The 24,682-nt window shown below is 64.4% G+C and carries 22 protein-coding genes; 13 read left to right on the forward strand and 9 right to left on the reverse strand.

The window, feature by feature from the left end:
* Positions 1-451 precede the first annotated feature (451 nt).
* Positions 452-1,516 carry an acyltransferase family protein gene (locus BN1233_RS24930; protein WP_244470734.1) on the forward strand — a complete coding sequence of 355 codons (1,065 nt, stop codon included), beginning with the start codon at positions 452-454 and terminating at the stop codon, positions 1,514-1,516.
* Positions 1,517-1,581: 65 nt separating this feature from the next.
* On the opposite strand, the gene BN1233_RS24935 is transcribed toward BN1233_RS24930, so the two are convergent.
* Positions 1,582-2,496 carry a metallophosphoesterase family protein gene (locus BN1233_RS24935; RefSeq protein WP_046866327.1) on the reverse strand — a complete coding sequence of 305 codons (915 nt, stop codon included), beginning with the start codon at positions 2,494-2,496 and terminating at the stop codon, positions 1,582-1,584.
* Positions 2,497-2,971: 475 nt separating this feature from the next.
* Between BN1233_RS24935 and BN1233_RS24940 the strand changes: the two genes are divergently transcribed.
* Both BN1233_RS24940 and BN1233_RS24945 read left to right on the forward strand, forming a co-directional pair.
* Entirely contained in the window at positions 2,972-3,472 is a 501-nt protein-coding gene (locus tag BN1233_RS24940; protein ID WP_046866328.1) for an NUDIX domain-containing protein, read from the forward strand.
* Positions 3,473-3,663: 191 nt separating this feature from the next.
* On the forward strand, positions 3,664-4,170 hold the full coding sequence (locus BN1233_RS24945; RefSeq protein ID WP_046866568.1) for a GNAT family N-acetyltransferase: 507 nt from the start codon (positions 3,664-3,666) through the stop codon (positions 4,168-4,170).
* Positions 4,171-4,180: 10 nt separating this feature from the next.
* On the opposite strand, the gene BN1233_RS24950 is transcribed toward BN1233_RS24945, so the two are convergent.
* From BN1233_RS24950 to BN1233_RS24965, 4 genes are all read right to left on the reverse strand, one after another.
* Entirely contained in the window at positions 4,181-6,259 is a 2,079-nt protein-coding gene (locus BN1233_RS24950; protein WP_046866329.1) for a membrane protein, read from the reverse strand.
* A 100-nt stretch (positions 6,260-6,359) separates the two neighbouring features.
* Positions 6,360-9,167, reverse strand: a complete 2,808-nt coding sequence (locus BN1233_RS24955) for a DUF4159 domain-containing protein (protein ID WP_046866330.1) — start codon at positions 9,165-9,167, stop codon at positions 6,360-6,362.
* A gap of 3 nt (positions 9,168-9,170) precedes the next feature.
* Positions 9,171-10,097: a DUF58 domain-containing protein gene (locus BN1233_RS24960; RefSeq protein ID WP_046866331.1), complete on the reverse strand. Its 927-nt coding sequence runs from the start codon at positions 10,095-10,097 to the stop codon at positions 9,171-9,173.
* Between the two features lie 10 nt (positions 10,098-10,107).
* Positions 10,108-11,124 carry an AAA family ATPase gene (locus tag BN1233_RS24965; protein ID WP_046866332.1) on the reverse strand — a complete coding sequence of 339 codons (1,017 nt, stop codon included), beginning with the start codon at positions 11,122-11,124 and terminating at the stop codon, positions 10,108-10,110.
* Positions 11,125-11,441: 317 nt separating this feature from the next.
* On the opposite strand from BN1233_RS24965, the gene BN1233_RS24970 reads away from it, so the two are divergent.
* The 5 genes from BN1233_RS24970 (at position 11,442) to BN1233_RS24990 (ending at position 14,598) form a co-directional block, all read left to right on the forward strand.
* Positions 11,442-12,053 (forward strand): DUF1285 domain-containing protein, encoded by a 612-nt coding sequence (locus tag BN1233_RS24970; protein WP_046866333.1) that lies wholly within the window; start codon positions 11,442-11,444, stop codon positions 12,051-12,053.
* Positions 12,050-12,682 carry a CoA pyrophosphatase gene (locus BN1233_RS24975; protein ID WP_046866334.1) on the forward strand — a complete coding sequence of 211 codons (633 nt, stop codon included), beginning with the start codon at positions 12,050-12,052 and terminating at the stop codon, positions 12,680-12,682. The genes BN1233_RS24970 and BN1233_RS24975 overlap by 4 nt, the downstream gene beginning before the upstream one ends.
* A 73-nt stretch (positions 12,683-12,755) precedes the next feature.
* Complete coding sequence (locus BN1233_RS24980; protein WP_046866335.1) at positions 12,756-13,013, forward strand: DUF6111 family protein; 258 nt, start codon at positions 12,756-12,758, stop codon at positions 13,011-13,013.
* Positions 13,010-14,281, forward strand: coding sequence for a CCA tRNA nucleotidyltransferase (locus BN1233_RS24985; RefSeq protein WP_147707510.1), 1,272 nt, complete (start codon positions 13,010-13,012; stop codon positions 14,279-14,281). The genes BN1233_RS24980 and BN1233_RS24985 overlap by 4 nt, the downstream gene beginning before the upstream one ends.
* Positions 14,282-14,334: 53 nt before the next feature.
* A complete protein-coding gene (locus BN1233_RS24990) occupies positions 14,335-14,598 on the forward strand; it encodes a hypothetical protein (RefSeq protein ID WP_046866337.1) in 264 nt (87 codons plus the stop codon).
* A 716-nt stretch (positions 14,599-15,314) separates the two neighbouring features.
* Here BN1233_RS24990 and BN1233_RS24995 read toward each other — a convergent pair.
* Entirely contained in the window at positions 15,315-15,575 is a 261-nt protein-coding gene (locus BN1233_RS24995) for a hypothetical protein (protein WP_048708248.1), read from the reverse strand.
* Between the two features lie 1,158 nt (positions 15,576-16,733).
* Between BN1233_RS24995 and BN1233_RS25000 the strand changes: the two genes are divergently transcribed.
* The 3 genes from BN1233_RS25000 (at position 16,734) to BN1233_RS47250 (ending at position 19,518) form a co-directional block, all read left to right on the forward strand.
* Complete coding sequence (locus BN1233_RS25000) at positions 16,734-18,083, forward strand: caspase family protein (RefSeq protein ID WP_048708245.1); 1,350 nt, start codon at positions 16,734-16,736, stop codon at positions 18,081-18,083.
* Positions 18,084-18,548: 465 nt separating this feature from the next.
* On the forward strand, positions 18,549-18,944 hold the full coding sequence (locus BN1233_RS25005; RefSeq protein WP_046866338.1) for a hypothetical protein: 396 nt from the start codon (positions 18,549-18,551) through the stop codon (positions 18,942-18,944).
* A 49-nt stretch (positions 18,945-18,993) separates the two neighbouring features.
* The gene (locus tag BN1233_RS47250) at positions 18,994-19,518 is read left to right on the forward strand and encodes a hypothetical protein (RefSeq protein WP_063776644.1); all 525 of its coding nucleotides are present in this window, start codon (positions 18,994-18,996) and stop codon (positions 19,516-19,518) included.
* A gap of 396 nt (positions 19,519-19,914) precedes the next feature.
* Here the strand turns inward: BN1233_RS47250 and BN1233_RS47260 are convergent, their stop codons facing one another.
* The 3 genes from BN1233_RS47260 to BN1233_RS25025 form a co-directional block, all read right to left on the reverse strand.
* Complete coding sequence (locus BN1233_RS47260) at positions 19,915-20,115, reverse strand: hypothetical protein (protein ID WP_147707514.1); 201 nt, start codon at positions 20,113-20,115, stop codon at positions 19,915-19,917.
* A gap of 218 nt (positions 20,116-20,333) precedes the next feature.
* Positions 20,334-21,230: an oxygen-dependent coproporphyrinogen oxidase gene (gene hemF / locus BN1233_RS25020; RefSeq protein WP_046866339.1), complete on the reverse strand. Its 897-nt coding sequence runs from the start codon at positions 21,228-21,230 to the stop codon at positions 20,334-20,336.
* Positions 21,231-21,269: 39 nt separating this feature from the next.
* Complete coding sequence (locus tag BN1233_RS25025; RefSeq protein ID WP_046866340.1) at positions 21,270-21,752, reverse strand: tRNA (cytidine(34)-2'-O)-methyltransferase; 483 nt, start codon at positions 21,750-21,752, stop codon at positions 21,270-21,272.
* Between the two features lie 163 nt (positions 21,753-21,915).
* Between BN1233_RS25025 and BN1233_RS25030 the strand changes: the two genes are divergently transcribed.
* A complete protein-coding gene (locus tag BN1233_RS25030) occupies positions 21,916-23,775 on the forward strand; it encodes an ABC transporter ATP-binding protein (RefSeq protein ID WP_046866341.1) in 1,860 nt (619 codons plus the stop codon).
* Positions 23,776-24,108: 333 nt separating this feature from the next.
* On the forward strand, positions 24,109-24,645 hold the full coding sequence (gene petA / locus BN1233_RS25035; protein WP_046866342.1) for a ubiquinol-cytochrome c reductase iron-sulfur subunit: 537 nt from the start codon (positions 24,109-24,111) through the stop codon (positions 24,643-24,645).
* Positions 24,646-24,682: the final 37 nt, after the last annotated feature.

A 24,682-nucleotide genomic window follows, 5' to 3' on the forward strand; every position in this document is an offset into this window, starting at 1 on the left:
ATATTGCACATTGGCGGCCGCGACCATGCAGGCGATGCCGGCCGCAAGCTGAACCCAGCGGTTGCGAAGCGGATGCGGCGGAGCAGACCGAGTCTGCCCTGGGGCAGCTGACTTCATTGGCGATTCCTCACTTAAAGATGAACTTGAAAGTCGGAGGTGAAGTTGAAATGGCCCAGTTCTGGCGCTGGTATTTGGAGTGCAATATGCCAGCGCCTTCGGAAAGCACAACCGTAAAAGCGCGGTAATACGTTGGTATTTGGTATGCCAGATACCAAGTTGTGAAACCCTGATGTTGAATCCACCCGGCGCTGGATCGCCTGCTTTACGTCACGCCAGAGATGCGGCGCGCGCAGACTTCGCTTTACCGAGGCAGGTGCAGAGCAACCGGTCCCCCGAATGCTCGCGTCAGATCTCTCTTTCAGCTAAGACCTGTCGTCCTCCCTGGGGTGCCATGCCAAAACTCGCCGCCATTCAGGTTCTCCGCGTCCTCGCGGCGATGGCCGTTGCGGTGTTGCATGCTCAGCACGACGCAGCGCCCCTGAGCGCCCGTTTCGGCGGAACATTCAGGCCATTGGAGACCATTCCGTGGGCCGCAGGGGTCGACGTGTTTTTCGTAATCTCGGGCTTCGTCATGGTGCATGCCTCGGCTAAATTGTTCGCGGAGCCCGGAGCGTCGACCGCTTTCCTCTCGCGCCGGATTGCTCGCGTCGTGCCGATCTACTGGGCGGCAACGACTCTCTACCTGCTCATCGCATTAATGGCCCCGATGCTTCTGAACAGCGAGCTGCTGTCGGCCTGGCCGATCGTCGCCTCTTACCTGTTCATCCCCTTCGACCGCCCGGACGGCCTCGCTCAGCCGGTGTATTCGCTCGGCTGGACGCTGAACTACGAGATGGCCTTCTACGCGCTGTTCGCCGGATTCGTCGTTCTGCCGAGACGAGTCGCGGTGCTGGGGCTGATCGCGATGCTGTCGCTCCTGACAGTGCTCGGGTCGGCGATTCATCTCCCACAGCCATTCCGCTTCTGGACGGATCCGATCATTCTAGAATTCGCCCTGGGCCTGGCGCTTGGTTTGGCAAGGGCGGAAGGGATTCGAGTTTCATTGCCCCTGAGAGGCGTGCTCGCAGCTCTTGCCGTGGTGGTGCTCGCTCAGGACCTCACTGGCAACGGCATGCTCCCACGCTGGATTGGCTGGGGCATTCCGGCAGCCCTCCTCGTCGCGGCTGTCTCCCTCGGCCACGAGCGCCGGCCGCAGCATGCGATGTGGCGTTTCGGGGTCCTGCTCGGTGACGCTTCTTACGCGCTCTATCTCGTGCACCCCTTCGTGATCCGCGCGACCCGGGAGATGGTCGCGCAACTGGGGCTCTTCGGGATGATTGGCGGTTGGCTCTATGTCGTGATCGTCCTCGTGATCACGACGGGCGTCTCTGTCATGATCTACCGGGGATTTGAGCGCCCCGCGACCGCATGGCTGAGACAGCGCCTCGAGGGAGCATCACGCCTGCAGGCCGCATGAGAGGCCGTTCGTGAGCGCATCCCGATTACGCCGGGCTCGGCCCTCGCGAATGGTGATTGCCGGCGTTACCCCCGGCCTTGAGGCTGCGTAAGCGCCGGTGCGAGCGACAGCATGCCGAGGCCACCGATCCCGCCTTCGAGCAGCGGCCCGCGCAGCTCCGCAGTCAGCAAGAAGCCGGTCTCGTCGCGCCCCAGTGTGTAGAGATGATAGCCTGCGCAGTGCTGAACGGTACCCGGCCTCGCCGAGGCCGAAGGACCTCCGATGATCGGGACGGGCCCGCGTGGGGAGGGCAGGTGGGCGAGGGAGCCCACATGGTTGTGGCCGTGAAGGACGAGTTCCGCGCCGACGCGCGCGATCATCGCCGCAAAACGGCTCGCATCGGTCAGGTTCCGGCCGGAGGGCGCTCCCCCGGGATGGGGCGGATGATGCACCAGCACGATGCGAAAGCAGTCCCGATCCTGTCCCAGATCCCCGAGCATCTCCTCCGCGGCCTGGAACTGCTTCGAACCGATCCGCCCGCTGGCCACGAAGGGCAGCGTGGGAATCGCCGAGGAGAGCCCGATGATCGCGAGCTCATCCCGGCGCCTGAGATAGGGAAAGCCGGCCACGCCGTCGTCGCCCCGCACATAGGGAGTGATCTCCCTGAGGAGGCCTTCGAGCGCGCCGGGAACATAGGCGTCGTGATTGCCGGGGACGAAGCTGACGTCTTCGGGGGAGCCGAGCCCTTCCAGGAAGATGTGGGAGGACAGCCACTCCTCGGGCAAGCCGATATTGCACACGTCGCCCGTGCAGAAGATGTGGTCCGGCTTCTGCTCCAGCATGTCGATGACCAGCTCGCCGAGCAGCCCCATGTCGTGGAGCACGGCACGGGAGCGGTGCCAGTTGAACCAGCCCGTCAGCCTCTTGCTGAGAAGCTGCCGCCAGTGCGGACGGGGCAGGGGTCCGACATGCGGATCGGTGAGATGGGCGAGACGGATCATGGAAACGGCCGAGCGAGTGGCTCGATCATAACCCCGAATCGCTCGACGCGATCCAGTGAAGCTCGTTCCGGTTCTCAGGCCAATGCAAAATGGCTTGGTCGCCCATCTCAATCGCCCGCGAAGCGAAAGCGATCAGCGAGAACAGCCCGGCGCAATGCGCGGAGCAGGAGGACGCAGATGTCGAGCGGATGTCGGGCGGGGCGGGCGCGAGGCTGGTGTCTCAGTACTGCGCGCCGGGGATCAGAGTCGAGTAGACTGAGCGATCGGTGAGATCGAGAGCCGGCGACCACCTGAACGAACGGCTGCGGAGGACGGAGAGAACGATCGAGAGAAACATGACGCCACCTGTGTTGACCTCTCATAGCTCCGCTTACTGCACAGGTCACGCGCAGATGCGCCGGGTCAGCGATGCACCGAATGCATGTCTCGATTCATATTCCGGTAATCTTGACGTATTAGCGTGACCTTGCGTCAAATGTCCTCTTCAGCCCAGCCTCCCAGCGAAAAGCCCGTCCAGGTCCGAGCCGCCATCGCGCGGCTCTTGCATACCTATTGGCGGTTCAGCCGCGGCATGACCTTGGGGGTCCGGGCAGCGGTCATTGACGACGGCCGCGTGTTCCTCGTCCGCCACACCTATGTTCCCGGCTGGCATCTGCCCGGGGGCGGGATCGAGACCGGCGAGTCGGCACTGGATGCGTTGACGCGGGAGCTGCGCGAGGAGGCCGGGATCGAACTCGCCGGCATACCAGTTCTTGCCGGCTTCTACTTCAACCGCAATGCATCGCCGCGCGATCACGTGGCCCTGTATGTCATTCGCGACTTCAGGGTCATCGCCGAGAAGCAGCCCGATCGCGAGATCGCCGAAGCCGGATTCTTTCCGATCGATCGCCTTCCGGAAGGGACCTCATCCGCAACGCGCCGCCGTCTGGAAGAGCTGAAGCTCGAGGGGCGGCACGCACCCGACCCATACTGGTAGAGGGGAGTGCAGGGCTCGAGGGCTCTCCCGAGTGCTTTACTCCGAAGCGTTTGCACGGGCCCCGCAGCGCTGATATGCCCGCGCGCGGCGCAAGCGAGACAGAAAATCCATGGTCGACATCCGGATCCTGCGACGACGACACGGCTGAGCGTCTCCGCCGTCGATCAGTCATCCGCAGAGGTCTGCAACCCGTGACCGAGCTTTCTCTCGTTATCCGCCCTGAACTTCCCATCGATGCCCAGGCCATCGAGCGCCTGCACGAGCGCGCCTTCGGTCCCGGCCGCTTCGCGCGCACGGCGTTTAGGCTTCGCGAAGGTGCTCCTCACCTCGCGAACCTCTCCTTCACCGCGCTCGTCGGCACCCTGATCGTTGGATCCGTCCGGATGAGCCCCATTACCGCGGGCGATGTGGAGGGGCTCATGCTCGGTCCCCTGACGGTCGATCCGGCTTTCGAGAGCCGTGGCATCGGTGCCGCGCTAATGCGGCGCTCCATCGATGCTGCGCGCGAGGAGGGACACGGGCTCGTCCTCCTCGTCGGCGACCTGCCTTATTACGCGCGCTTCGGATTCGTCCGGGTGCCGCCGCGCCAGCTCGAGCTTCCGGGGCCCGTGAACCCGGACCGGCTCCTGGCCCTCGAAATGGACAAGGGAGTCCTCGCCCGTGCGCGGGGGCCGGTCCTTCCGAAGCGGGTCGGCTGATCACTCTCGCTCAGGACGACTGCCGCCGACCTTCGGCGACCCAGGCCGCGAGCGTCGCGCCGACGAGAAGCGCAAGGCCGAGGAGGCCGAGGGCCAGAGGGAAAATCGAGATCCCGCGCACGATCGCGCTTTCGCTCGGGCGGATGCCGATCCAGTCGCCACCCGCGAAGCGCGATCCCGAACGCACCGACAGGATGCGCGGCACGGTGACGTCGTCGCCCGTGCCGCCTTCTGCCACGCGGCGGACCGAGCCGCCCGTCGACTGGGCGATCGGCAGGAGCTGCTCGGTGTTGCTGAACACGTCCATGAGCTCCCGCGGATTGGCAGGCCCGATGCTCACGAAGGAGACCAGATCGCCCGAGCGCAGCGTGTGCAGCCCGAGCTCGCGGCTCTCGACACGCGCCGTAAACAGCCCTGGACGCTCCTCGGTGAGCTCGACATTCCGCTCGGCTCCGCCGGGCGTCGTGAGGATCACGGGATCGGCGGTATCCTTCATGGTCTGACGCTCGATCCGGATCTCCCGGCCGGCTGCCGTCGCGCGCAGGGCCTCTTCTTCGAGGGCCGGCTCCTTCATGAGCCAATGGGCAAGCCTGCGCAGCAGATCGAGATGGGGGCCGCCTTCGCGGTAACCGCGCGCCCAGAGCCAGGCATGGTCGGACAGGAGGAGCGCGACACGGCCCTTCTCCTCGCGACGAAGCACGAGAAGGGGCATGTCGGCGGCGCCCGACATGAGCGCTGCGCCCGTCGGAACCTGTGCGCCCACGATCCTGAGCCATTCACCCCAACTCGGCGGGGTTGTTTCCGAACCCGGCAGCTCGCGCGTCACTGGATGGCGAGCGCCGCTGTTGGTGATCAGGGCTTTGTAAGGCTCCTCGACGATGCGCCCGTCCGGGTTGCCCGGAATGATCGGCGACAGCCGGGTTCGCGCGAGGCTCGCCGGTCCGGCAAATTCAGGTCCGGCGGCCACGAGGACGGCTCCGCCCTCCCGGACATAGCGGACGATGTTGTCGAAATAGGTCGACGGCAAAACGCTCTGGTTGGCGTAGCGGTCGAAGATGATCAGGTCGAATTCCTTGATCTTCTGCTGGAAGAGTTCCCGCGTTGGAAAGGCAATCAGGGAGAGTTCGTTGATCGGCGTGCCGTCCTGCTTTTCCGGCGGCCGCAGGATCGTGAAATGGACGAGGTCGACATTGGCGTCGGACTTCAGAAGATTGCGCCAGGTCCGCTCGCCCGCATGGGGCTCGCCCGAGACGAGGAGAACGCGCAGCTTCTCGCGGATTCCTTCGACCGTGATAACGGCACGGTTGTTCGCCATTGTGAGCTCGTTCGGGAGCCCCGCCGTCTCGATCTCGACGACGTTCGGCCCGCCGTGATCGATCCTCACCTGAACGGAGAACGGGACTCCGGTCCGCACCTGCTGGCGCAGGAGGATCTGGCCGTCCCGGCGGACCGTTACCTCGGTCGAGCCGGTGCCGCCGCGTTCGAGCACCTCGGCCCGGATCGTCTGATCGCGGCCGACGATGCCGAAACGGGGCGCCTCGATGAGCTTGATCTGCCTGTCGCGCTCATTCGGGTGGCCGGTGATCAGGGCATGCAGAGGCGCGCGGAATCCGAGGCTTTCCAGCGACGGAGGAATGTCGTGCACGACGCCGTCCGTCACCATGATTACGCCCGCGAGCCGATCCGGGGGCACGTCCGCGAGCCCGTTCGAGGTGGCTGCGAAAAGACGGGTGCCGTCGTCGTTCTCTCCATCCGGGACATCGATGAAGCGCGGCTCCACCTCGGCCATCGAGCCGAGACGCCGTTGCAACTCGGTACGAACCGCATCCGTCATGGCGGTGCGGTCACCCAGGTGCTGCGAGCCGGAGTGATCGACGACGACGGCGACGATATCCTTGACCTTTTCGCGCTCCTCCTGAACCAGTGACGGGTTCGCGAGGGCGAGGAGCACGAGTGCCAGGGCGACGGCCCGTAGAATCGCAATCGGCCCGCGCGAGATGAGTGCGAAGACCGCCAGCAGGGTGACGAGCGCCGCGCCGGCCCAGAGCACGAACGCGGGCACGAGCGGTGAGAAGTTTACCGAAAGCAATCCCGTGTTCTCCTGCCGGGAGCTCCGAGGCTCCCGCGCCAATCAGGTCTCCGGATCATGTGGATCCCGGGCGGCGTTTCCCTTGAGCCGAGGTCATCCATCACTGTCCGAGACGCTCCAGCAGCGCCGGGACATGGACCTGGTCTGCCTTGTAGTTCCCCGTGAGCGCATACATCACGATGTTCACGCCGGCGCGGAAAGCGAATTCGCGCTGGCGCGGATCCGAGCCGACCAGCGGATAGAGCGCTTCTCCGCGGCGTCCGATCGCCCAGGCGGCTGCAAGATCGTTGCCCGTGATGATGATCGGCGAGACCCCATCTCCTGAACGGGCGGGGCGGCCGACCTCGTCCGCCGTCTCGGGCGGCAGGGCTTCTACCCAGGTCTGCCCGGAACTGTAGCGCCCCGGAAACGTGTCCAGGATGTAGAAGGTCTTGGTCAGGACGTGGTCGGGAGGAACCGGCTCGAGTTCCGGAATGTCGAGCGTCGCCAGCATCCGGCGCAAATGCTCGCCCTCCGGCGTCACGTTGCCGGAGCGGCTCGAGAGCGCGTCGCGGGTGTCGAAAATCACGGTGCCGCCGCCCTTCATGAATGCGTCGAGACGCCGGATTGCCGCCTCGCTCGGGAGTGGCCGGTTCGCGACGACCGGCCAGTACAGCAAGGGAAAGAAGGCAAGCTCATCGCGGGCCGGATCGACTCCCACCGGCTCGCCCGGCTCGAGGGCGGTCCGGCCGGCCAGGATCTGCGTAAGTCCCTGCAGCCCATTCCGGCTCGTCAAATCGACCTGGCTGTCTCCGGTCATCACGAAGGCGAGGCGTGTCACGAGAGCCGCATCGAAGCTCCCGGGAGCAATGGGGGGCAGAGGCGATGGCTGGTTCTGGGCACGTGCGGGTACCGGTTGTGCGACCGCCAGAGCGGCCAGGACGATCGTGCCGGCAGCTCCGGCGCGCCTGAGCCGGCCGAAAGCATTTGCGAGATGTCCGCTCAGCCAGAGCGACGCGAGCGTATCGATCATGAGCAGCAGCAGTGCGGCTGCAAGTAAGGGCGCTCGCAAATCGACGGTGCGCGCGCCGGCGAGCGATTGGACCCTGGCGTTCAGGGCATCGTAATTCAGAGGGGCAATGCGGTCCGATGGAAGGAGCGCATTTACGGCAAGGCTCGAGTCCAGCGGGCCGTAGAAGCCGGGAGGATGCTCGCCGGTAGCGCGCTCGGCGTAGCTGCGCGGAACCGCACGGGCCTGCGGGGGAGGCGAAACGAAGGAGCCGAAGCCGTCGAGGGTCAGTCGTGGCGCAACGGTTTCGGTTTCCGCATTGCGTCCCTCCGCTCCGACATCGTTCGGGCTGCCGGCAAGAGCCGTCACCCGCCGCAGCATGTCGACGAAGAGTCCCGACAGCGGCAGGTTCGACCAGGTCGTGTCGGCCGTGACGTGGAACAGCACGATGAGTCCGTTGCCACGCCGGTCCGCGGTCACGATCGGCGTTCCGTCCTCGAGCGAGGCCCAGGTCTTCTGCGACAGCTCGCTGTCCGGCTCGGCCAGGATCTGCCGGCGAATGCCGATCTCGGTCGGGACCGGCAGCCCGAAGAAGGGGCTCTCGCGGGTGAACGGCGCGAAGGTTTTCGGCGTATCCCAGGAGAGCGTTCCACCGATGTTGCGCCCTCCGCGCCGCAAATGCACGGGCACGAGTTCGTCGTTGCCGGCCGCCAGTCTCGTCCCCGCGAAGCGGAGGAGCAGACCACCACGCTCGACGAAGGAGGCGACCCGTTCCGTCGTTTCCCGATCCATGCCGCCGACATCAGCGAGGACGAGAATCGAAACCTGTTCATCGATGAGCTGATTGACCGCTTCGGCTACGCCGCCGTGGCCTTCACGGATCTCCGAATAGGGAGCCAGCGCCCGGGCGATGTAATAGGTGGGTGCGAGAAGCGGCTGTGCCTGATCGGCCGTGCCGCCGAATACGAGACCGACCCGACGCCGGCGGCTCTGATCGTCCAGAAGAGTCACGGCTCCCGCGGAGCCTTCGCCGAGGATCTCGATTCGGGCGATCGCGTTGCGGATTTCGATCGGAAGATCGAAGGTGGCCGACGTATCCACGGCGTTGCTCTCGAAGGCGAACCGCCCTTCCGCCAAGGGGAGGTTCTTCAGGTCGACGGCCCGGACGACGCCCTGATTGCGTCCGTTGGGCTCGGCGCGAACGACCCGCACCTGCAACCTTCCGCCTGCATTCTCGGTTCCAGCGAGCGCGAGAGCCTGAGCTCGCTCCGTCTTGAAAATCGCCACGGGACGGTCGCCGGCGATGCGTGCAAGCTCATCAACGAAGACTTGGTCGTCGGCGCCGCCGACGCCGTCGCTGATCCAGACGATCTCCGCGTCGGGATTGGCTTTCATGAAGCCGGCGATCGCTTCGAGATGGGCACGACGATCGGGGAGATGGGGAAGGGGGCGCAGCGAGCGGGCACGTTCGAGCACGCCTGCTGGTGCCGCGGCCTCGAGGCCGGACGGACTCTCGGCGAGCCCGGCCACGGCAGCCGGACGGCCGTCGCGCCCGGCGGCCTCGATCCGCTCGATTGCGAGCGCGATGCGCTCACGCCAGTCGTGAGCAGCCGAGAAGCCGTTGTCGACCAGGACGAGCACTGGGCCGCGGCCCGATTCGGCGACGCCGGGATTCCAGATTGGGCCCGAGGCCGCCAGGATCAGGAGCGCGGCAAGCACCATGCGCAGGATCAGGAGCCACAAGGGCGTGCGCGCGGGCGTCTCTCGCTCCGGGCGAAGATCCGCCAGGATCCGCAGCGGCGGGAAATCGATCCTCCTCGGCTGCGGCGGTGTCACGCGCAGCAGGAGCCAGATGGCCGGCAGGGCTGCAAGAGCGGCAAGGACCAGCGGAGCCGCAAAGGTGAGGGGCAATCCGAGCATGGATCAGCGTCCTCCGAGCTTCGAGCCGCGCGACGTCGTGACGAGAGTGAGGATGCGCAGAGCGGCCTCACTTGCTGGCCGGTCGGTCCGGTGGATCGTCAGGGTCCAGCCCCGATTGCGCGCCAGCTCGGCAAGCGCGCCCCGGTGGCGCGCCATGCGATCCCGATAGGCGCCCCCCCATGCGCCGGCATCGCCGACCCGCAGCCTGAGCCCGGCCTCGAGGTCATGCAGGACTGCCTGCCCCTGGAAGGGGAAGGTTTCTTCCACGGGATCGACGATCATGACGAGGTGGCCGCGGGACCCGCGTGAGGAAATGATCCTCACGACCTCCTCGATCTCGTTCGTCGGGTAGAGAAAGTCGCCGATCAGGATGGCCTCGTCGAGCGTGGCGATCGGGGCGGCGGGCGGAAGATCGTCCTCGAGAGCCGATCGGTCCGAGACGAAGGATTCGGCGATCTTCTCAGCGATCTGGCGCGTTGCCCGCGGAGGCATCAGCCCCAGCACGCCGACGCGTTCTCCGCCTTCCACGAAAGTATCCCCGAGGGCGAGGCCGAGCACCAGGGCGCGGTCGATCTTCGAGGTTTGAGCGAGGTCGGACCGGTATCCCATGGAAGCCGAGCGATCGACCCAGAGCCAGATCGTATGGGCCGTTTCCCATTCCCGTTCGCGGACGTAAAGGCGGTCGTCGCGCGCCGATCTGCGCCAGTCGATGCGCTGTGCCGCTTCGCCGGTGACGAACGGGCGAAACTGCCAGAAGCTCTCCCCGGTGCCGGCGCGACGACGCCCGTGCAGCCCGTGAGCGAGGGTGGCTGCAACCCGCCGCGCCTCCAGCACGAGACGCGGCATGCGCTTGGAGAGCGCGAGGGCGTCGTTGGTCTCGCGCCGACCGGGGCTGCGCGCCTCCTCGGGGAGGACCGTCACGCGGGCCATGTTGATCGCCTCAAGACCGCAAGCGCTCGGTCAGTCGTGCGATGACGCCCGGAATGGTCTCGCCGTCGGCCCGCGCCGCGAAGGTGAGGGCCATCCGGTGCTTCAGTACCGGCTCCGCGAGCGCGACGACATCCGCGATCGAGGGGGCGACACGACCTTCGATCAGCGCCCGGGCCCTGACGGCAAGCATCAAGGCCTGACTCGCCCGCGGTCCGGGACCCCACAGCAGCTTGTCGGCTACCGATGCATCGCCCTCGCTGCCCGGGCGAGCGGATCGGACGAGGTCGAGAATCGCCTCCACGACGCTCTCCCCGACCGGAAGCCGACGGACGAGGCGCTGCGCGTTCGTCAGTGCTTCGGCGGTCATGATGGCGGCGGGCTGGCGCTCCTCCGCGCCGGTCGTCTCGATCAGGATTCGCCGCTCGGCATCCCGGCTCGGATAGGTGACGTCGATCTCGAGCAGAAAGCGGTCGAGTTGCGCCTCCGGCAAGGGATAGGTGCCTTCCTGCTCGATCGGATTCTGTGTCGCGAGGACGTGGAATGGCCGGGGGAGATCGTGCCGCTCGCCGCCGACCGAGACATGGTGCTCCTGCATGGCCTGGAGCAGGGCGGATTGGGTGCGGGGGCTCGCGCGGTTGATCTCGTCGGCCATCAGAAGCTGCGCGAAGATCGGCCCCCGCACGAACCGGAACGACCGCCTGCGATCCACACCCTCGTCGAGGATCTCCGATCCCAGTATGTCCGACGGCATCAGATCCGGCGTGAACTGAACGCGTCTCGCATCGAGTCCGAGCACGATTCCGAGCGTTTCGACCAGTTTCGTCTTTGCCAGACCGGGGACGCCGATCAGAAGCCCATGTCCGCTCGACAAGAGCGTCACGAGCGTCAGGTCGACGACCTGCTCCTGGCCGAAGATGACAGAATGAATGGCCTCGCGCGCCTGGCCCAGGATCTCGAGAGTCGCTTCCGCGTTGTGGACGATCGCATCATCGATTGTGGTGGGCGCCTGCGCGATGCTGGCTGTCATAAGGATCTCCTAATCGCCCGGCCTGCCCCGCCACCTATGTGCGTCCAGTCGAGTTGCCTATGCAAGCGGGTCGATCGGCCGCAATACGTTTGTCCCTGGAGGAGTTCCCGGGACGTTCTATGCTAAAAGGTAGCGGCGGATATTGCACCGTCGAGCCTGCCCTCCTCCTTCCACGCTCACGCACTTGTCATGACGGATCTCGACTCTGCCTCCGAGGCTGCACCCGAAGAGGTTATGACGGATCTCGGCCTTTCGTTCGAGTCTACACCCGAAGAGGCTCCCGGGCACCATGCTTCTCCGCCCGTGGAGCATACGCCATGACGACCGACGAAAATGCGACTTCCGGCGACAGGCCCGAAGGGGCTCTCGGCAGGCTTCTCGAGGCGATCGACAAGGAGCCTGCCCGGCGCGGCCCTCCGCCGGTGGACAAGTGGAATCCAGCCTTTTGCGGTGAGATCGACCTGCGCATCGCTGCCGACGGCTCCTGGCACTACATGGGCACGCCGATTGCCCGGCCCGCGCTCGTTCGCCTGTTCTCGTCAATCCTCAGAAAGGATCCGGAACGCTATGTGCTCGTTACGCCGGTGGAGCGGGTCGGAATCACCGTCGATGACTTGCCGTTCACGGCCGTCGAGATGGCCGTCGAAGGATCAGCCGGCGATCGTCAGATCGCCTTCCGGACCAGCGTGGACGATGTCGTTGCGGTGTCGCGCGAGAATCCGCTACGCTTCGACTCGGACGAGCGAGGCGGCGTGCGCCCGGCCGTGAGGGTGCGTGGCGGCCTCTGGGCCCGGCTGACCCGGTCGCTGGCTCTCGACCTCATCGAACTCGGAGAGGAGCGCGAAACCCAGGATGGAGTGGTGTTCGGCGTGAGCGCAGCAAGGCAATTTTTCCCGATAGGCCGGGCCGACACCGGTGATCGGCCGTGACGGTCGTCGTCGATCGCTTCCTAGAGCGCGCCGTGGAGCGCCTCCGCCCGGCTCCGGCGCGACGCTCCGAGGTACTCGTCAATCCGCGCGGTGACCACACCCTGCAGAACCACGTCCTCACGGTTCCAGACGACGCAAAGGACGCTGCCGTGCTGGTGCCGATCGTTGCCCGCGATACCGGGCCCACGGTCCTGCTGACCGAGCGCGCCTCCGGGCTGCGCCACCATGCCGGCCAGATCGCCTTCCCGGGTGGCCGGGTCGATCCGGAGGACGGAAGCGTGCTCGCCGCCGCCTATCGGGAGGCCGAGGAGGAGATCGGGCTCGATCGCCGCTTCATTCGACCGCTCGGATATCTCGACCCGTATCTGTCCTCGACGAACTATCTCGTGATGCCGGTAGTCGGACTCGTCTCCCCGGGATACACGCTTCACCTCAATCCGAACGAGGTCGCAGACACCTTCGAGGTTCCGCTCGCATTCCTGATGGATCCGCGGCGCCACGAGCTCCACACGCGCGAATTGCGCGGCATGCAGCGACGCTATTATGCGATCGTGTTCGGCGATCGGTACATCTGGGGCGTCACGGCAGGCATCGTGCGGAATCTTTACGAGACCATCGGCGAGCCATGATTCATGCGATGCTCTGCATCCGGAACACTGCGGCCGGGCTGGTGCACGGCGTCCGTGAGATGATTGGCACGTCATGACTCGTGCGCTTTTCAGTGAGCTTATTCTCTTCCTTCTGCCCTTTGTCGTCTTCGGCCTGTATCTCGTCGTGCGACGTCGCAATCCCCTTGCTTTTGCAGCCTGGAACGACAAGATCGGGTGGCTCGTCCTAGCCGGCCTCGGCTGCGTGATCGTGGCCCTGCTCTATACGGGACTGACGGCAGAGCGGAAAACCGGAGCGTTCACGCCGACCCATGTGGAGAACGGACGTGTCGTGCCGGGGCAGTTCCAATGATGGAATTCCTCGACAGGACAGCGATCGCTGAACTTCTCACGCGACCGAACCTGAAGCATCTGCTCGAAGTCTTGAACGGAGACGGTGAGGAAACCCGCATCGTCGGCGGCGCTATCCGCAACGCCCTGGTCGGGAAGCCCGTGCACGAGGTGGATCTCGCCGGGACCGCGCTGCCCGAAACCGTCACGGCACGCGCTACGGCCGCGGGCCTCAAGGCCGTTCCTACCGGAATCGAGCATGGAACGATCACGGTGATCGTCGACGGAGAGCCCTTTGAAGTCACGACGCTTCGCGAAGACGTCGAGACCGACGGTCGTCACGCCGTCGTGCGATTCGGGCGCGATTTCGCCAGGGATGCACGCCGCCGCGACTTTACGATCAATGCGCTTTCTGTCTCGCTCGACGGGACGCTGCACGATATCGTCGGCGGCGTTGCCGATCTCAGGGAACGGCGCGTCAGATTCATCGGAGACGCGATAACGCGGATTCGTGAGGACTATCTTCGCATCCTGCGCTTCTTCCGCTTCCATGCCGAATACGCGATGGGCGAGCCGGACCCCGTCGGCCTACATGCCGCCGTTATTGAAAGGCGTGGACTTCTTCGCCTGTCCGCGGAACGCGTGCGCGCTGAGATCATGAAGCTGCTCGTCGCGGAAAGGGCTGCCGAGACGTTGCGCGTCCTATCCGACCACGGATTCCTGCTGCTGCTTCTCGGAGGCGTCACGAACGAGGGGCGCTTCATCCGGGTCCGCGACTTGGAGCGTGGCCTTGCGGCGGATCCGGTGCGGCGCCTCGCAGCGCTTGCAATTCATGTGACGGAAGATGCGGAGCGTCTTCGGGAGCGGCTGCGTCTTTCGAACGAGGAATACCGCAGGCTTACAGCCTTTGCGGCCCTCGTCACCCGCCTCAAGGACATGCGCGACGAACTCGACGAGCGAGCCATGCGGAGCCTCGTCGCCGAGGCTGGCCTCGAGACTGTCACGGATACACTTTTCGCTGTTGCCGGCGAGCCGCGTCCGGCCTTGTCCGAGCAGGCGCGACGCGCCTTCGACGACTTGCGAAACGGGCGCGAGCCTCTTCCGCTCTTTCCGCTCCGCGGTGCCGATCTCGTTGCGGCCGGCATCGCGAAAGGACCGGACATCGGCAAGCGGCTCGAGCGTGCGCGGCAGGCTTGGCTCGCAGAGGGCTGCCCGACCGGAGAGGAGGTCAAGTCGAGCCTCCTCGCGCTTGCGCTCGCCGAGCCCGATTCTCGAATCGACTCGCTTTAAGGGCGCGCCTGCTCTACTCTGGTGCCGATCGTGTCAGGGCTCCGAGATGCTCAATGCCGCGCACGCCTGAAACACCGGCCGATCTCGCCCGCCGCATCGCGGCCCGGCGTGCAGACGAGCGTGCCGGAGGGACCACGCGGTCCGATGGTTGGCGGCGCCAGACCTATCGTCTTCCTCGGGCGGAAGCGCAGCGCACCGCGCGCGAATGGTTCGAGCGCTATCCCAAAGCTGCCTACATGACCGAGGTCGAAAGCTGGCGCGTGCTCGATGGTGACGCTATCGAATTCACGATGCGGCGTCTGCCAAGTGCGGATTGAGGCACTCGTCCTGAAGCATGGCGCGGCAGCCTCACGCACGCAAGTGACGGTGGGAACATCGCAATCAACAATTAAAACGGCATTCGGTAGCAATGACCACCAATTGCCCGGTAAGTAATTGAACCGGAGGAAGCTCGACCTCTTCGACTGCTCGGGAGGTTTCGCAAGGCAGAGATGACAGCGGCCGATTCGAAGTTTGTCTTGATCACAGGTGAACTTCAAAACGATCCGCCGGAGGACATGGAAAGCGGACGATCCCCAGGTCCAATCTATGACCGAGATTGGCTCGTTGTGGATCAGGTAAGGCCCGGGGCGCTCAGTTCCCGGGCCGTCTTGATCAATGGAGGACGAGCCAGCTCACCAGGATGAGAGGTCCAATCACCCCTAACGTGAACGGCATGATGTGCTGTGCCATGGGATTCATCCTTCGATGATCCACCATTGCGCGAGGCAGGACAGTGGTCTGTGAGCGACCGCACAAGACCAGCAGTCATCCTCCTTCAACCGGAGAAGCAATCGAGGGGGCGTCGAAGCTGCGCAGTTCCGGAACTGATCGGGCCAGCTGATCTCGCCTTGCATCGGCGTTCTGTCCGACACGCCGGCCAAGTTTATTACCCAGAAGATCACTCATCCGAGAGCGGACGTCGCTGCCGAGCCGGTAAGCTTTAGAGTGTGCCGCAATATGGCGGATTGATGCGAAGCCTCCAAATCAAACCTCAGATCGAAGAAGCAACCTGCTCAAAGCCCATTGCCCGAGCACGCCTTCTGATTTCGGCCTTCTGATCCTCTCGCAGCAAGCCCAATAGGGGGCGTGCGGCCGAATACATGCGCATCGAGATCCCTATCCCAAAAGCTTCTTTAGCTTGTCGTCCAGCTTGAACGAGGGCGATCTGCTGCGCGCCAATCTCGCGCAGCAGCGCTTCGACGGGAGGCCAGTATCGCACTTGGTCGGGAGTAAGTCGAAGGGCTATCCTCATGCGTCCGATCTCCGAGTCCGTGAATACGCCTTCGTAGCGTCGATCCGGCGGTGGGCGTCCGGGAGAAGGTGCCATCCCTTGAGCAGGAAGTGGCCTCGATCGAGCCAGAGTGCTCACCTCAGGTTCTCTCGTGGGAAGCGCTGCAAGGTTGGATTTCGGCGCTGGCTCAGTGAATGGCCTCTCTGGTGTATGGCCAAGACGATTGCGTATGACTTCGGTAATGCCCTTCGAAGCAGGTGCAGGGACGATAGGAGTTAGGGGTACGTAGGACGATGCCGCACTCCCAGCCGGACCGGAGGCTACGGCTATCGAAGCGTCGGAGGAGAATGCTCCTGACAAAGCGGTATTGGTCTGGGATTCCGGTGCGGCTTCCAGTGCGGCGATATTGGCAGCTCGACTTTCCACGAGGAGCGGAACTCTTGGAGGTGCCTCCCTGAGATCACCTGAAGTATTGCCAAGGGAGGCGAGCGCAACCGCGGCAACAATGATCGCGAGAGATACACCGCAAGCCGTCACGGCCGCGGAGAAGCGCCAGTCCATAGGCCAACCTCTCGCAACATCAATGCCGGGAATGCATCGCCATGAGACATCCTCTTGAGCGCGGCTTTCCGAGGGCATCCTCTCAGAGTGCTGATGCGCGCCAGTCTAGTCCTGTGATGTCCAACTTGATGTGGTTGGCCTCACACTTGCGTGCAGCCCTCGGCAAGATCGTGTTGACTGTCAAACAGGGTAGCCGAGGCCGAACATTCGCTGCAGGAGAGTAACGCGATTTTGAGATCTTGAAGCGGCGATAAGCCAGCACTGGCGCCAATTGCCGCGGCATAGCGGCAGTGGCCCATCGGGCCTGGTAGGCTCTGGTCGTGAACTCGAGCCAACGAATGAAGACGATGCCGCCGTCTTCGCGTCAGGCGATTTTGTCGCCGTGCAATTCTTCACCTCCGTCAGCTCACCCAGATCCGGCGCTCCACATGCCCGTTGCTCCTGTTCGCGATCAGTGGTCCTCCTTGGCGGGCTGGAGATATCGGCTACAGGCTCAGCTTAGAGCAGGCTGGCGGAGTTCCCACGCTCGTGAGTGTGACATCTCACACAGCGGGAAGGGCTCGTACACGCTAAGTAGAGCGTGGTGATAGCGTAATCTCTCGTGAGGAGGGAACGGATATGAGCGTCCGGGCACTTTGGGCTATCATGGCAGGGTTGCTGCTGGCCGGCGCGTCGACCGCGAATGCCGCTAACCGGGTTGCGCTCGTCATCGGCAATAGCAGCTACACAAGCGTCCCCACTCTGCCGAATCCGCGCAACGACGCTGAAGACATCGCGGTCGCCTTGCGCAACCTTGGCTTTGATGTGGTGGAGGGGCGCGACTTGGACAGACGCGGGATGGCAGATGCTGTTCGCCGCTTCTCGCGCAACCTTCCGGGCTCTGATATTGCCCTTTTCTTCTATGCGGGGCACGGAGTGCAAATCGGAGGCAACAACTACCTCCTGCCGACCGATGTGAAGGTTGAGACGACAAGTGACGTCAAACTCGACACAATCGACGTCGGTACAATCATGGAGGAGATGGGGGCCGAGAAGCGCGTCAATCTGATTTTTCTCGACGCCTGTCGAGACAATCCGTTTGCGAACTCCCTTCTTTCAGGTGGTCGCTCGATTTCCAGCCGAGGCCTTGCGCAACAGGATAGCAGCGTCGGCTCGCTCATCGCATTCGCGACGCAGCCCAACAACATCGCTTTGGACGGCAGTGGTCGGAATAGTCCTTTTACGCAGGCCTTGCTCAAGCACCTGAAGACGCCTGGGCTCGAGATCCGAGCCATGCTCTCGCGCGTCCGGAACGACGTCATAGCGGCGACAGGCGGGAAGCAGGTTCCATGGGAGAACTCGTCCCTGACAGGCGAGATAGTCTTAGTACCAACCCCGAGTTCACCACCTTCAAGCTTAGCAGCTGAAGTCAAATCTGAAAATTACAAGAACGAGTCAGACACTGACCTTTCGTTCTGGCAGTCGGCGGAACGCATCGGGACCAAGGCTGCTTTTGAGGCCTACAAGCGGGAGTTCGGCAGCGAGGGCCGCTTTGCAGCCCTTGCGGACGAACGCATCGCAGCTCTCTCGACGTCAAATCTGAGCAATGTTTCCTCGAGGCCCACTGACCTGCCGAAAGCACAGAACACGGCCGATGAGAAGAGCAGAGCTAAGGACCAGCGAGGCGTTAGGCCAGTTCGAAACCCGAAGTCTCAGACGGTGAAGAACACCCCGGATGAGCAATCCTCGCCGCGCAGTGTACGCCCAGCGGTGCGTGTTGCGCCGCCCACGCGGAAGAAAGAAGTACGCACGGTGTCTCGAGCAGCTCAGTCGGAGTCTCAGGCACAGATGCAGTACCGTCCAGCCCCTCAGCCGGAGCCTCAGGTTCAGGTACAGTACCATGCTCCTGTATTAACAGCACCATTCGGCCATCATCGCCCGAGACTGGGCATCGGCATTGGCCTTGGAGGCCTGGGGATCGGCTTCTAACCTGGACAATTGATCTGATTGCTCAGCGAGGGACCTCTGGGGCCGATTGCAGATGAACCGCTCGGCCTCACCGTCACAGATCAATTGATAACGAGTCCTTGATGATGGAGCCGCCGAAGGAGTGTCCCGGCGGGAGAGGCGGTTGAGGTAGAACTTCAGCTCGTTCTCGACCGCGGAGCTTCCGCCCGGACAGTCGCTCTGGCGATGCTGCCAAAGCCGAGCGCCCCGCCGAGCCTTCCATGTTGGGGGCGTGCTCAGAGGGCGGCGCACTTGATGCGGACTTCCACACTACCTCGACTCTATAGAGTCGCGATGCTTCTTGAAAAAGAAGGTCCGCTATTCAGGCCATAGATTACGGCCAGAAAGCGGGAATCTGTTCATGCCTGGTTCAATGGTGCTGCCTGATCCTGCCAGTCATTGCTGGACGATGCTGACCGGCATCTCCAGGCAATACAGGAGGCTCCTATGTTGAGCTGGTCCAATCGACTGAGCTCGCCCGCAGTCCTGCTAACGCTCGCAACGGCGCTCGCCGGGTGCGTTGCAGGCACCGAGGTCTCATACAGCGAATTTCAGCACGACCGCTATGGCGGGACCGAGCGCGTCTATGAGCACAGTCTCTACTCCGACCCTGCGAACGGCATCCAGAGCGAGCGATGCCGAACCTTTGTCGAACGGCGCACGAACGCCTGGGGCGAGGAGCGTCTGACACGCGCTCGCGATTGCGGTCCGACAGGTCTGGCATCCGCCGGAGAGCCGTGGACGCATTCACCTCCACAGGAGGTCTATCCCAACCCGGTGGATCCAACGCTGTCACCGGCTGACGTTCCAGACGAGGGCGGAGCAGAACTCGCTCCCGAATAGGTGCCCCCATTCGATGGTATGCTGACGTCAACGATCCCAGGAGGGGATCATGGCTTCCAAGTTCGCAAATATCGCACTGGCAGTTCTCACCTGCGCGAGCTTTGGCTTGCCTCCGACCCTCGCGGAAGCCGGGATGAGCACCGGAACTTGGCGCAATGGGATGGTCGCGGGCCCATACGGGATCGGCTGGTATGGTCCCCGCGGCTCCTTCGCTCCGGCCTATCACGCCGATTACGGCGGCTACCCTGGCTACTATAGTGCCGGATACGGCGGACCGTACGGCTATCCTGGGTACGGCTATGGGAATGGCGGTTACGATCCAGGGTACTACGGCGGCTATGGCCCTGGCCCGGCATACTATGGAGGCTATGGCTATTATCCCGGCTACTATTATCGCAAGCGGCACTCCAACTCCGGTCCGGCACTTGCGGCGGGTCTGATCGGTGGAATGGCCCTGGGCGCCATTCTGGCGAATGCTGCTGCCCGCACGGCTCCTCGCTGCTACGTCGCGCCTCGCCGTGTCATGACCGCCTCAGGATACACCTATCTCCGCCGGGTTCGGGTTTGCCGTTGAGTTGAGGAGGTAGACCCATTCAGCGGGAACGGCGGGCCGTTTTCTCGATGGGAAGATCGTCCGGTCCTTGTCCCTTGTGTTTCTCTCTTGAGCCCTGGCCGGCAACAGCCTGACGCTTGTGAGAGGAGGCGCACGCTCGAGCAGGAGCCGCCACCAGGAGGCGCTGGTCCAGTCGCTTGCGGCTCCTTGATCTATCTCGCGAAGACCTGGCCTTCAGACGACGAGATTCACGGGCGGGTCGCAGCACACCGCAGTTGCCGCCCGGAGGGCCGTATCACGCGAGATGCTCCGCTCGATTTGACGAGCGCAATCCGGGATGTGCCGGGTTTGCCTTCGCACCCGGCGTCGGACTTCCCCCGAATTGCCGGCCATGCCTGCAGCTGAACTCGACCAGCGTCAGATCTGGTAGGTCGCGGCCGCGGTGGCGACGGGTATCGGGTTGGCCTTGCTCGTCGTCGAGCAGTCCTTGCCCCTTGGAGTCCTTGCCGTCGCATTCATCGTTGCGCCCCATCTCGTCGGCGCGTCGAAAACGGATAGCTTCGAAACACCAGTTCCCAAGGCTTTGACCCTTGACTCGGTGGTGATGATATTCGTCATCAGCCTCGTCTTCCGGATAATCCTTAGCGGGGCTGCGGGCTCCCTCCACTCACGGGTGCAGCAGATGGGATGGAGTTATTCGACCACGCTACAGATTTCTGAAAGCCACTTATCCCCGAGCTTCCGAGCGGTCGAGCGACAGCCCAGGGGCTGAATTTCGAGCCAAAGTCGTGTCTCAACTCGGTTTGTGTCGCCAGTCGGATCAATATCGTCGCGTGTCACGGCCAGCGCACCGTCGGTGGCATCGACGAGAGGATGGATTCGACGTTGCCGCCCGTCCTCAGCCCGAAGATTGTCCCGCGGTCGTAGAGCAGGTTGAACTCGACATATCTGCCGCGGCGTACCTGCTGCTCTTCGCGTTCGGCTGGCCCCCACGGCGTCGTGACATTGCGGCGTACGATCTCCGGATAGACGGCCAGGAAGGCCTCGCCGACATCGCGCGTGAAGGTGAAATCGTCGTCGGGACTTCCAGACCAGTGATAATCGTAGAAAATTCCACCGATGCCGCGCGGCTCGTTGCGGTGCTTGAGAAAGAAGTACTCATCGCACCACGCCTTGTATTTGTCATAAGGAGCGTGGGAGGCATGCCGGTCGCAGGCGCCGCGCATCGCGCCGTGGAATAGTCTCGTATCGGGATCGTCCTGCGTCCGGCGCGCGTCGAGAACGGGCGTGAGGTCGGCGCCTCCGCCGAACCATGCCTTCGTGGTCACGACGAAGCGGGTGTTCATGTGCACGGTCGGCACGTTCGGGTTCCAGGGATGGGCGATGAGCGAGATTCCCGAGGCCCAGAAACGCGGATCGGCATCGGAACCCGGAATCTGTCCGCGGAACTCGGGTGCGAACTCGCCATAAACGGTTGAGACATGCACGCCGACCTTCTCGAAGATGCGCCCGCGCATCATCGACATCACGCCGCCGCCGCCGGGCTGCCCGGAGTGGTCGCGACGATCCCAGGGCTTGCGCTCGAAGCGGCCGGGATCCCGCGCCTCGGCGGGGAATGGGCCGGTCGCCTCGTCCTCGATCGCTTCGAAGGCAGCGCAGATCCGGTCCCGCAGGGCCGCGAACCAGACGGGTGTCTCGGTCTTGAGGCGCTCGATCGCCGCGGTGTCGTTCATGCGGTTCCTTTTCACGATATCCAGGCTGCACGCCCGCTTTCAGGGCCCTTGTCGGCCCGCCGGGTCGGGAAAGCAACCGGTCTGCCGAAGCGCTTCGCCCAGGATCATTGCAGCCGTGACGGCGACATTCAGTGAGCGGAGGCCCGGACGCATCGGGACGATAATGCGCTCATCCGCGGCCGCATGGACCTCGTCCGGCACGCCGGCCGATTCACGACCGACCAGTATGATATCGTCCGGGCCATAGGAGAGGGCGGTATAGGGCGCCGCAGCCCGCGTCGTCGCGAGCAGCAGGCGCGCCCCGGCACGGCTCCTCCATTCCTCGAAGGCGCTCCAGGAGACGTGCCGGACGATCCCGGCCCGCTCGAGGTAGTCCATCCCGGCGCGGCGGAGATTCCGGTCGGAAAGGTCGAATGCGGCCGGCTCGATCAGATGCACCTCGATCCCGAGGCAGGCCGCGAGGCGCAGCATCGTGCCGGTGTTCTGCGGGATGTCGGGCTGGTAGAGGGCGAGGCCGGGCATGGATGATTGGTGCGGAATGCAGCCCCGGGCGGTGGCCCAGGCGGTCAGCGATGCGGTGCATCGGCTCCGGCTGCCCGCGCGTCAAGTCATCGCCCTGGCGAACGGCGCCCAGGCTTTGCAGGTTAAGGGATCGGTGGACGACGGAGGGCGTTAGGGAGCGGCGATGTTGAGCGGCCTTTTCTCCTGGCTGGAACGGCGGATCGACCCTTTCGCCCCCTTCGACGACCGGAGGATGCCTCCGGATTCGGTCTGGCATTTCGCCCTGCACTACCTGCGACCCGTCAGGGGTTGGCTGCTCCTCGTCTTCCTGTCGAACCTTTTGATCGGCGGCCTGGAGACCGGGCTGTTCTTCCTGATCGGCTGGTTCGTCGATCTCCTGACCACCAAGGCCCCGGACCAGGTCTTCACAGAGTACGCGCCCTGGCTGGGGCTTGCGGCCTTCGTGGTGCTGATTGTGCGTCCGCTTCTGCACTTCCTGCACGAGGCCGTCGTGAACCAGGCGATCGTGCCGCAAACCACGAACATGATCCGCTGGCGGACGCACAGCTACACGCTCGGCCACGCGGTCTCGTATTTCCAGAGCGATTTCGCGGGCCGGCTCGCGAACCGCATCACGCAGGCTGGCCCGGCGCTACGGGAGGCCGCCGTCGAGATCATCGACCGGCTTTGGTATGTCGCGATCTATGCCTTTACGGCGCTCGGCGCCTTCTCGCTGACGAGCGTCTGGCTCGCCCTGCCGACCCTCGGCTGGATCGCCGGCTACGTCGCGCTGATCCTGTTCTTCGTGCCGCGCGCCCAGGAGCGGTCCCGGAACAATGCCGACAGGCGCTCGGTCATGATCGGCAGGATCGTCGACAGCTACACCAACATCCTCACCGTGAAGCTGTTTGCGCGAAGCGCCGAGGAGCGCTCGACGGTGCGCGACGCCGTCGCGGCGCAGACCGGGAGCTATCTGCACTCCCTGCGGCTCATTACCGTCACGAACTGCATCCTGCAGGTTCTCAACTCGGTCTATCTCGTGTCGACGGCCGCCATCGCCCTGTGGCTGTGGTCCCGCGGGTTCATGAGCGCGGGGGCGATCGCGGCCGGCCTAGCGCTGGCCCTGCGCCTCTCGACCATGTCGGGCTGGGTCATGCAGGTGGTGCGCAGCGTCTTCGAGAATATCGGTATCGTCCAGGAGAGCATGGAGACCATCGCCCGCCCGCATGCCGTTGTGGATATTCCGCACGCGAGGGATCTCGTGGTGACGCGCGGCGAGGTGCGATTCGACAAGGTCTCGTTCCGCTATGGGCGCGAAGAGAAGCTTTTCGACAGGTTCGATCTCACGATCGCTGCCGGGGAGAAGGTCGGGCTCGTCGGCGCAAGCGGCGCCGGCAAGACGACGATTGCCTCGCTGCTTCTGCGCCTCCACGATCTCGACGGCGGGCGGATCTTGATCGACGGACAGGACATCGCCAGGGTCACCCAGGACAGCCTGCGGCGCCACATCGCCGTGGTCACGCAGGACACGTCGCTCCTTCACCGGTCGATCTGCGATAATATCGCCTATGGGCGGCCGGGTGCGTCCGACGCGGAGATCGAGCACGCGGCCCGCCTAGCGCATGCGCATGACTTCATTGTCGATCTGGAGGATCATCGCGGGCGCCGGGGCTACGACGCCCATGTCGGCGAGCGGGGCGTGAAGCTGTCCGGCGGGCAGCGGCAGCGGATCGCGATTGCTCGCGTTCTCCTGAAGAATGCGCCGATTCTCGTGCTTGACGAGGCGACCTCCGCCCTCGATTCCGAGGTCGAGGCTGCGATCCAGGAGGCGCTGGCGACCCTCATGGAGGGCAAGACCGTGATCGCGATCGCTCACCGTCTCTCGACGATCGCCGCCCTCGACCGGCTCGTCGTGATCGACCGCGGCGAGATCGCGGAGCAGGGGACCCATGCCGAACTCCTGCGGGCCGGGGGGATCTATTCACGCCTCTGGAACCGGCAATCGGGCGGTTTCCTCCAGACCGAAGAGACCTCGGTGGCGTGAGTCGGCCACCGGCGCTCGGGGCAGTCCCCGGGCATCTTGGCGCCTGAAGGGCTCCTCGTCGCTCCAGCCGCCATGGTGCCACAAAAAACCGCAGGAGGAGGAACACGCACGCTTTCACGGGCCGCCAGCTTGTCCGTGAGCGGGGATGCCGCGCTTAGCGGTATGGACAGGCGCGCGACACCATGCCAAAGAGCGGCCGCGCGGCGACGGCCCGTCGCATTGCGTGCGCGTTGACGCGGGTGCTTGGTCCCCTGGCTCCGCGTAAGGCGCCTTCGTCGTCAAGACAGGGGTGACGCGCGTTTCCCGTCCGTTTCGAGCTTGCTGGAGAGCCGCGTGGCCGAGACCACAACCGCCGCTGAACCCACACGCCGCGACTTTCTCTATATCGCGACCGGCACTGCAGCCGCCGTCGGTGCTGCGTCCCTGATCTGGCCCTTCGTCTCGTCGATGGCGCCGGACGCCCATACGGTAGCCGCGGGCGCTCCGGTCGAAGTGGATCTCGCGCCGATCGCCGAGGGTCAGATCGTCAAGGTGTTCTGGCGCGGCAGCCTCATCTTCATCCGCAACCGCACGGAAGCGGAGATCAAAGCCGCGGAGGACGTCAATCTCGACAGCTTGCGCGATCCGGAGCCCGATTCCGCGCGCGTCAAGCCGGGGCACGACCAGTGGCTCGTCGTCTACGGAAATTGCACTCATCTTGGCTGCGTGCCGCTCGGGCATCAGGGTGAGTACAATGGCTGGTTCTGCCCTTGCCACGGCTCGGTCTTCGATACGTCCGGCCGGATTCGGAGCGGGCCGGCGCCCATCAACCTTCCGGTTCCTCCCTACAGCTTCGTGTCCGACACGAAGATCGTGATCGGTACGGCGTGACGCGACGGCCCTTCGAAAAAGGCCGAACCTAATCGTT

The sequence above is a fragment of the Microvirga massiliensis genome (assembly GCF_001006805.1).
Classification (GTDB): Bacteria; Pseudomonadota; Alphaproteobacteria; order Rhizobiales; family Beijerinckiaceae; genus Microvirga; species Microvirga massiliensis.

What these genes read in the sequence shown, in the direction of transcription:
- BN1233_RS24990 (WP_046866337.1), top strand. Translation starts at nt 14,335, where the DNA reads ATGCCGCGCACGCCTGAAACACCGGCCGATCTCGCCCGCCGCATCGCG.
- BN1233_RS24940 (WP_046866328.1), top strand. Translation starts at nt 2,972, where the DNA reads ATGTCCTCTTCAGCCCAGCCTCCCAGCGAAAAGCCCGTCCAGGTCCGA.
- BN1233_RS25000 (WP_048708245.1), top strand. Translation starts at nt 16,734, where the DNA reads ATGAGCGTCCGGGCACTTTGGGCTATCATGGCAGGGTTGCTGCTGGCC.
- BN1233_RS24980 (WP_046866335.1), top strand. Translation starts at nt 12,756, where the DNA reads ATGACTCGTGCGCTTTTCAGTGAGCTTATTCTCTTCCTTCTGCCCTTT.
- BN1233_RS24960 (WP_046866331.1), bottom strand. Translation starts at nt 10,097, where the DNA reads ATGGCCCGCGTGACGGTCCTCCCCGAGGAGGCGCGCAGCCCCGGTCGG.
- hemF (WP_046866339.1), bottom strand. Translation starts at nt 21,230, where the DNA reads ATGAACGACACCGCGGCGATCGAGCGCCTCAAGACCGAGACACCCGTC.
- BN1233_RS24965 (WP_046866332.1), bottom strand. Translation starts at nt 11,124, where the DNA reads ATGACAGCCAGCATCGCGCAGGCGCCCACCACAATCGATGATGCGATC.
- BN1233_RS25005 (WP_046866338.1), top strand. Translation starts at nt 18,549, where the DNA reads ATGTTGAGCTGGTCCAATCGACTGAGCTCGCCCGCAGTCCTGCTAACG.
- BN1233_RS25030 (WP_046866341.1), top strand. Translation starts at nt 21,916, where the DNA reads ATGTTGAGCGGCCTTTTCTCCTGGCTGGAACGGCGGATCGACCCTTTC.
- BN1233_RS24985 (WP_147707510.1), top strand. Translation starts at nt 13,010, where the DNA reads ATGATGGAATTCCTCGACAGGACAGCGATCGCTGAACTTCTCACGCGA.
- BN1233_RS24970 (WP_046866333.1), top strand. Translation starts at nt 11,442, where the DNA reads ATGACGACCGACGAAAATGCGACTTCCGGCGACAGGCCCGAAGGGGCT.
- BN1233_RS24930 (WP_244470734.1), top strand. Translation starts at nt 452, where the DNA reads ATGCCAAAACTCGCCGCCATTCAGGTTCTCCGCGTCCTCGCGGCGATG.
- BN1233_RS24955 (WP_046866330.1), bottom strand. Translation starts at nt 9,167, where the DNA reads ATGCTCGGATTGCCCCTCACCTTTGCGGCTCCGCTGGTCCTTGCCGCT.
- BN1233_RS24935 (WP_046866327.1), bottom strand. Translation starts at nt 2,496, where the DNA reads ATGATCCGTCTCGCCCATCTCACCGATCCGCATGTCGGACCCCTGCCC.
- BN1233_RS24995 (WP_048708248.1), bottom strand. Translation starts at nt 15,575, where the DNA reads ATGAGGATAGCCCTTCGACTTACTCCCGACCAAGTGCGATACTGGCCT.
- BN1233_RS47250 (WP_063776644.1), top strand. Translation starts at nt 18,994, where the DNA reads ATGGCTTCCAAGTTCGCAAATATCGCACTGGCAGTTCTCACCTGCGCG.
- BN1233_RS25025 (WP_046866340.1), bottom strand. Translation starts at nt 21,752, where the DNA reads ATGCCCGGCCTCGCCCTCTACCAGCCCGACATCCCGCAGAACACCGGC.
- BN1233_RS47260 (WP_147707514.1), bottom strand. Translation starts at nt 20,115, where the DNA reads ATGACGAATATCATCACCACCGAGTCAAGGGTCAAAGCCTTGGGAACT.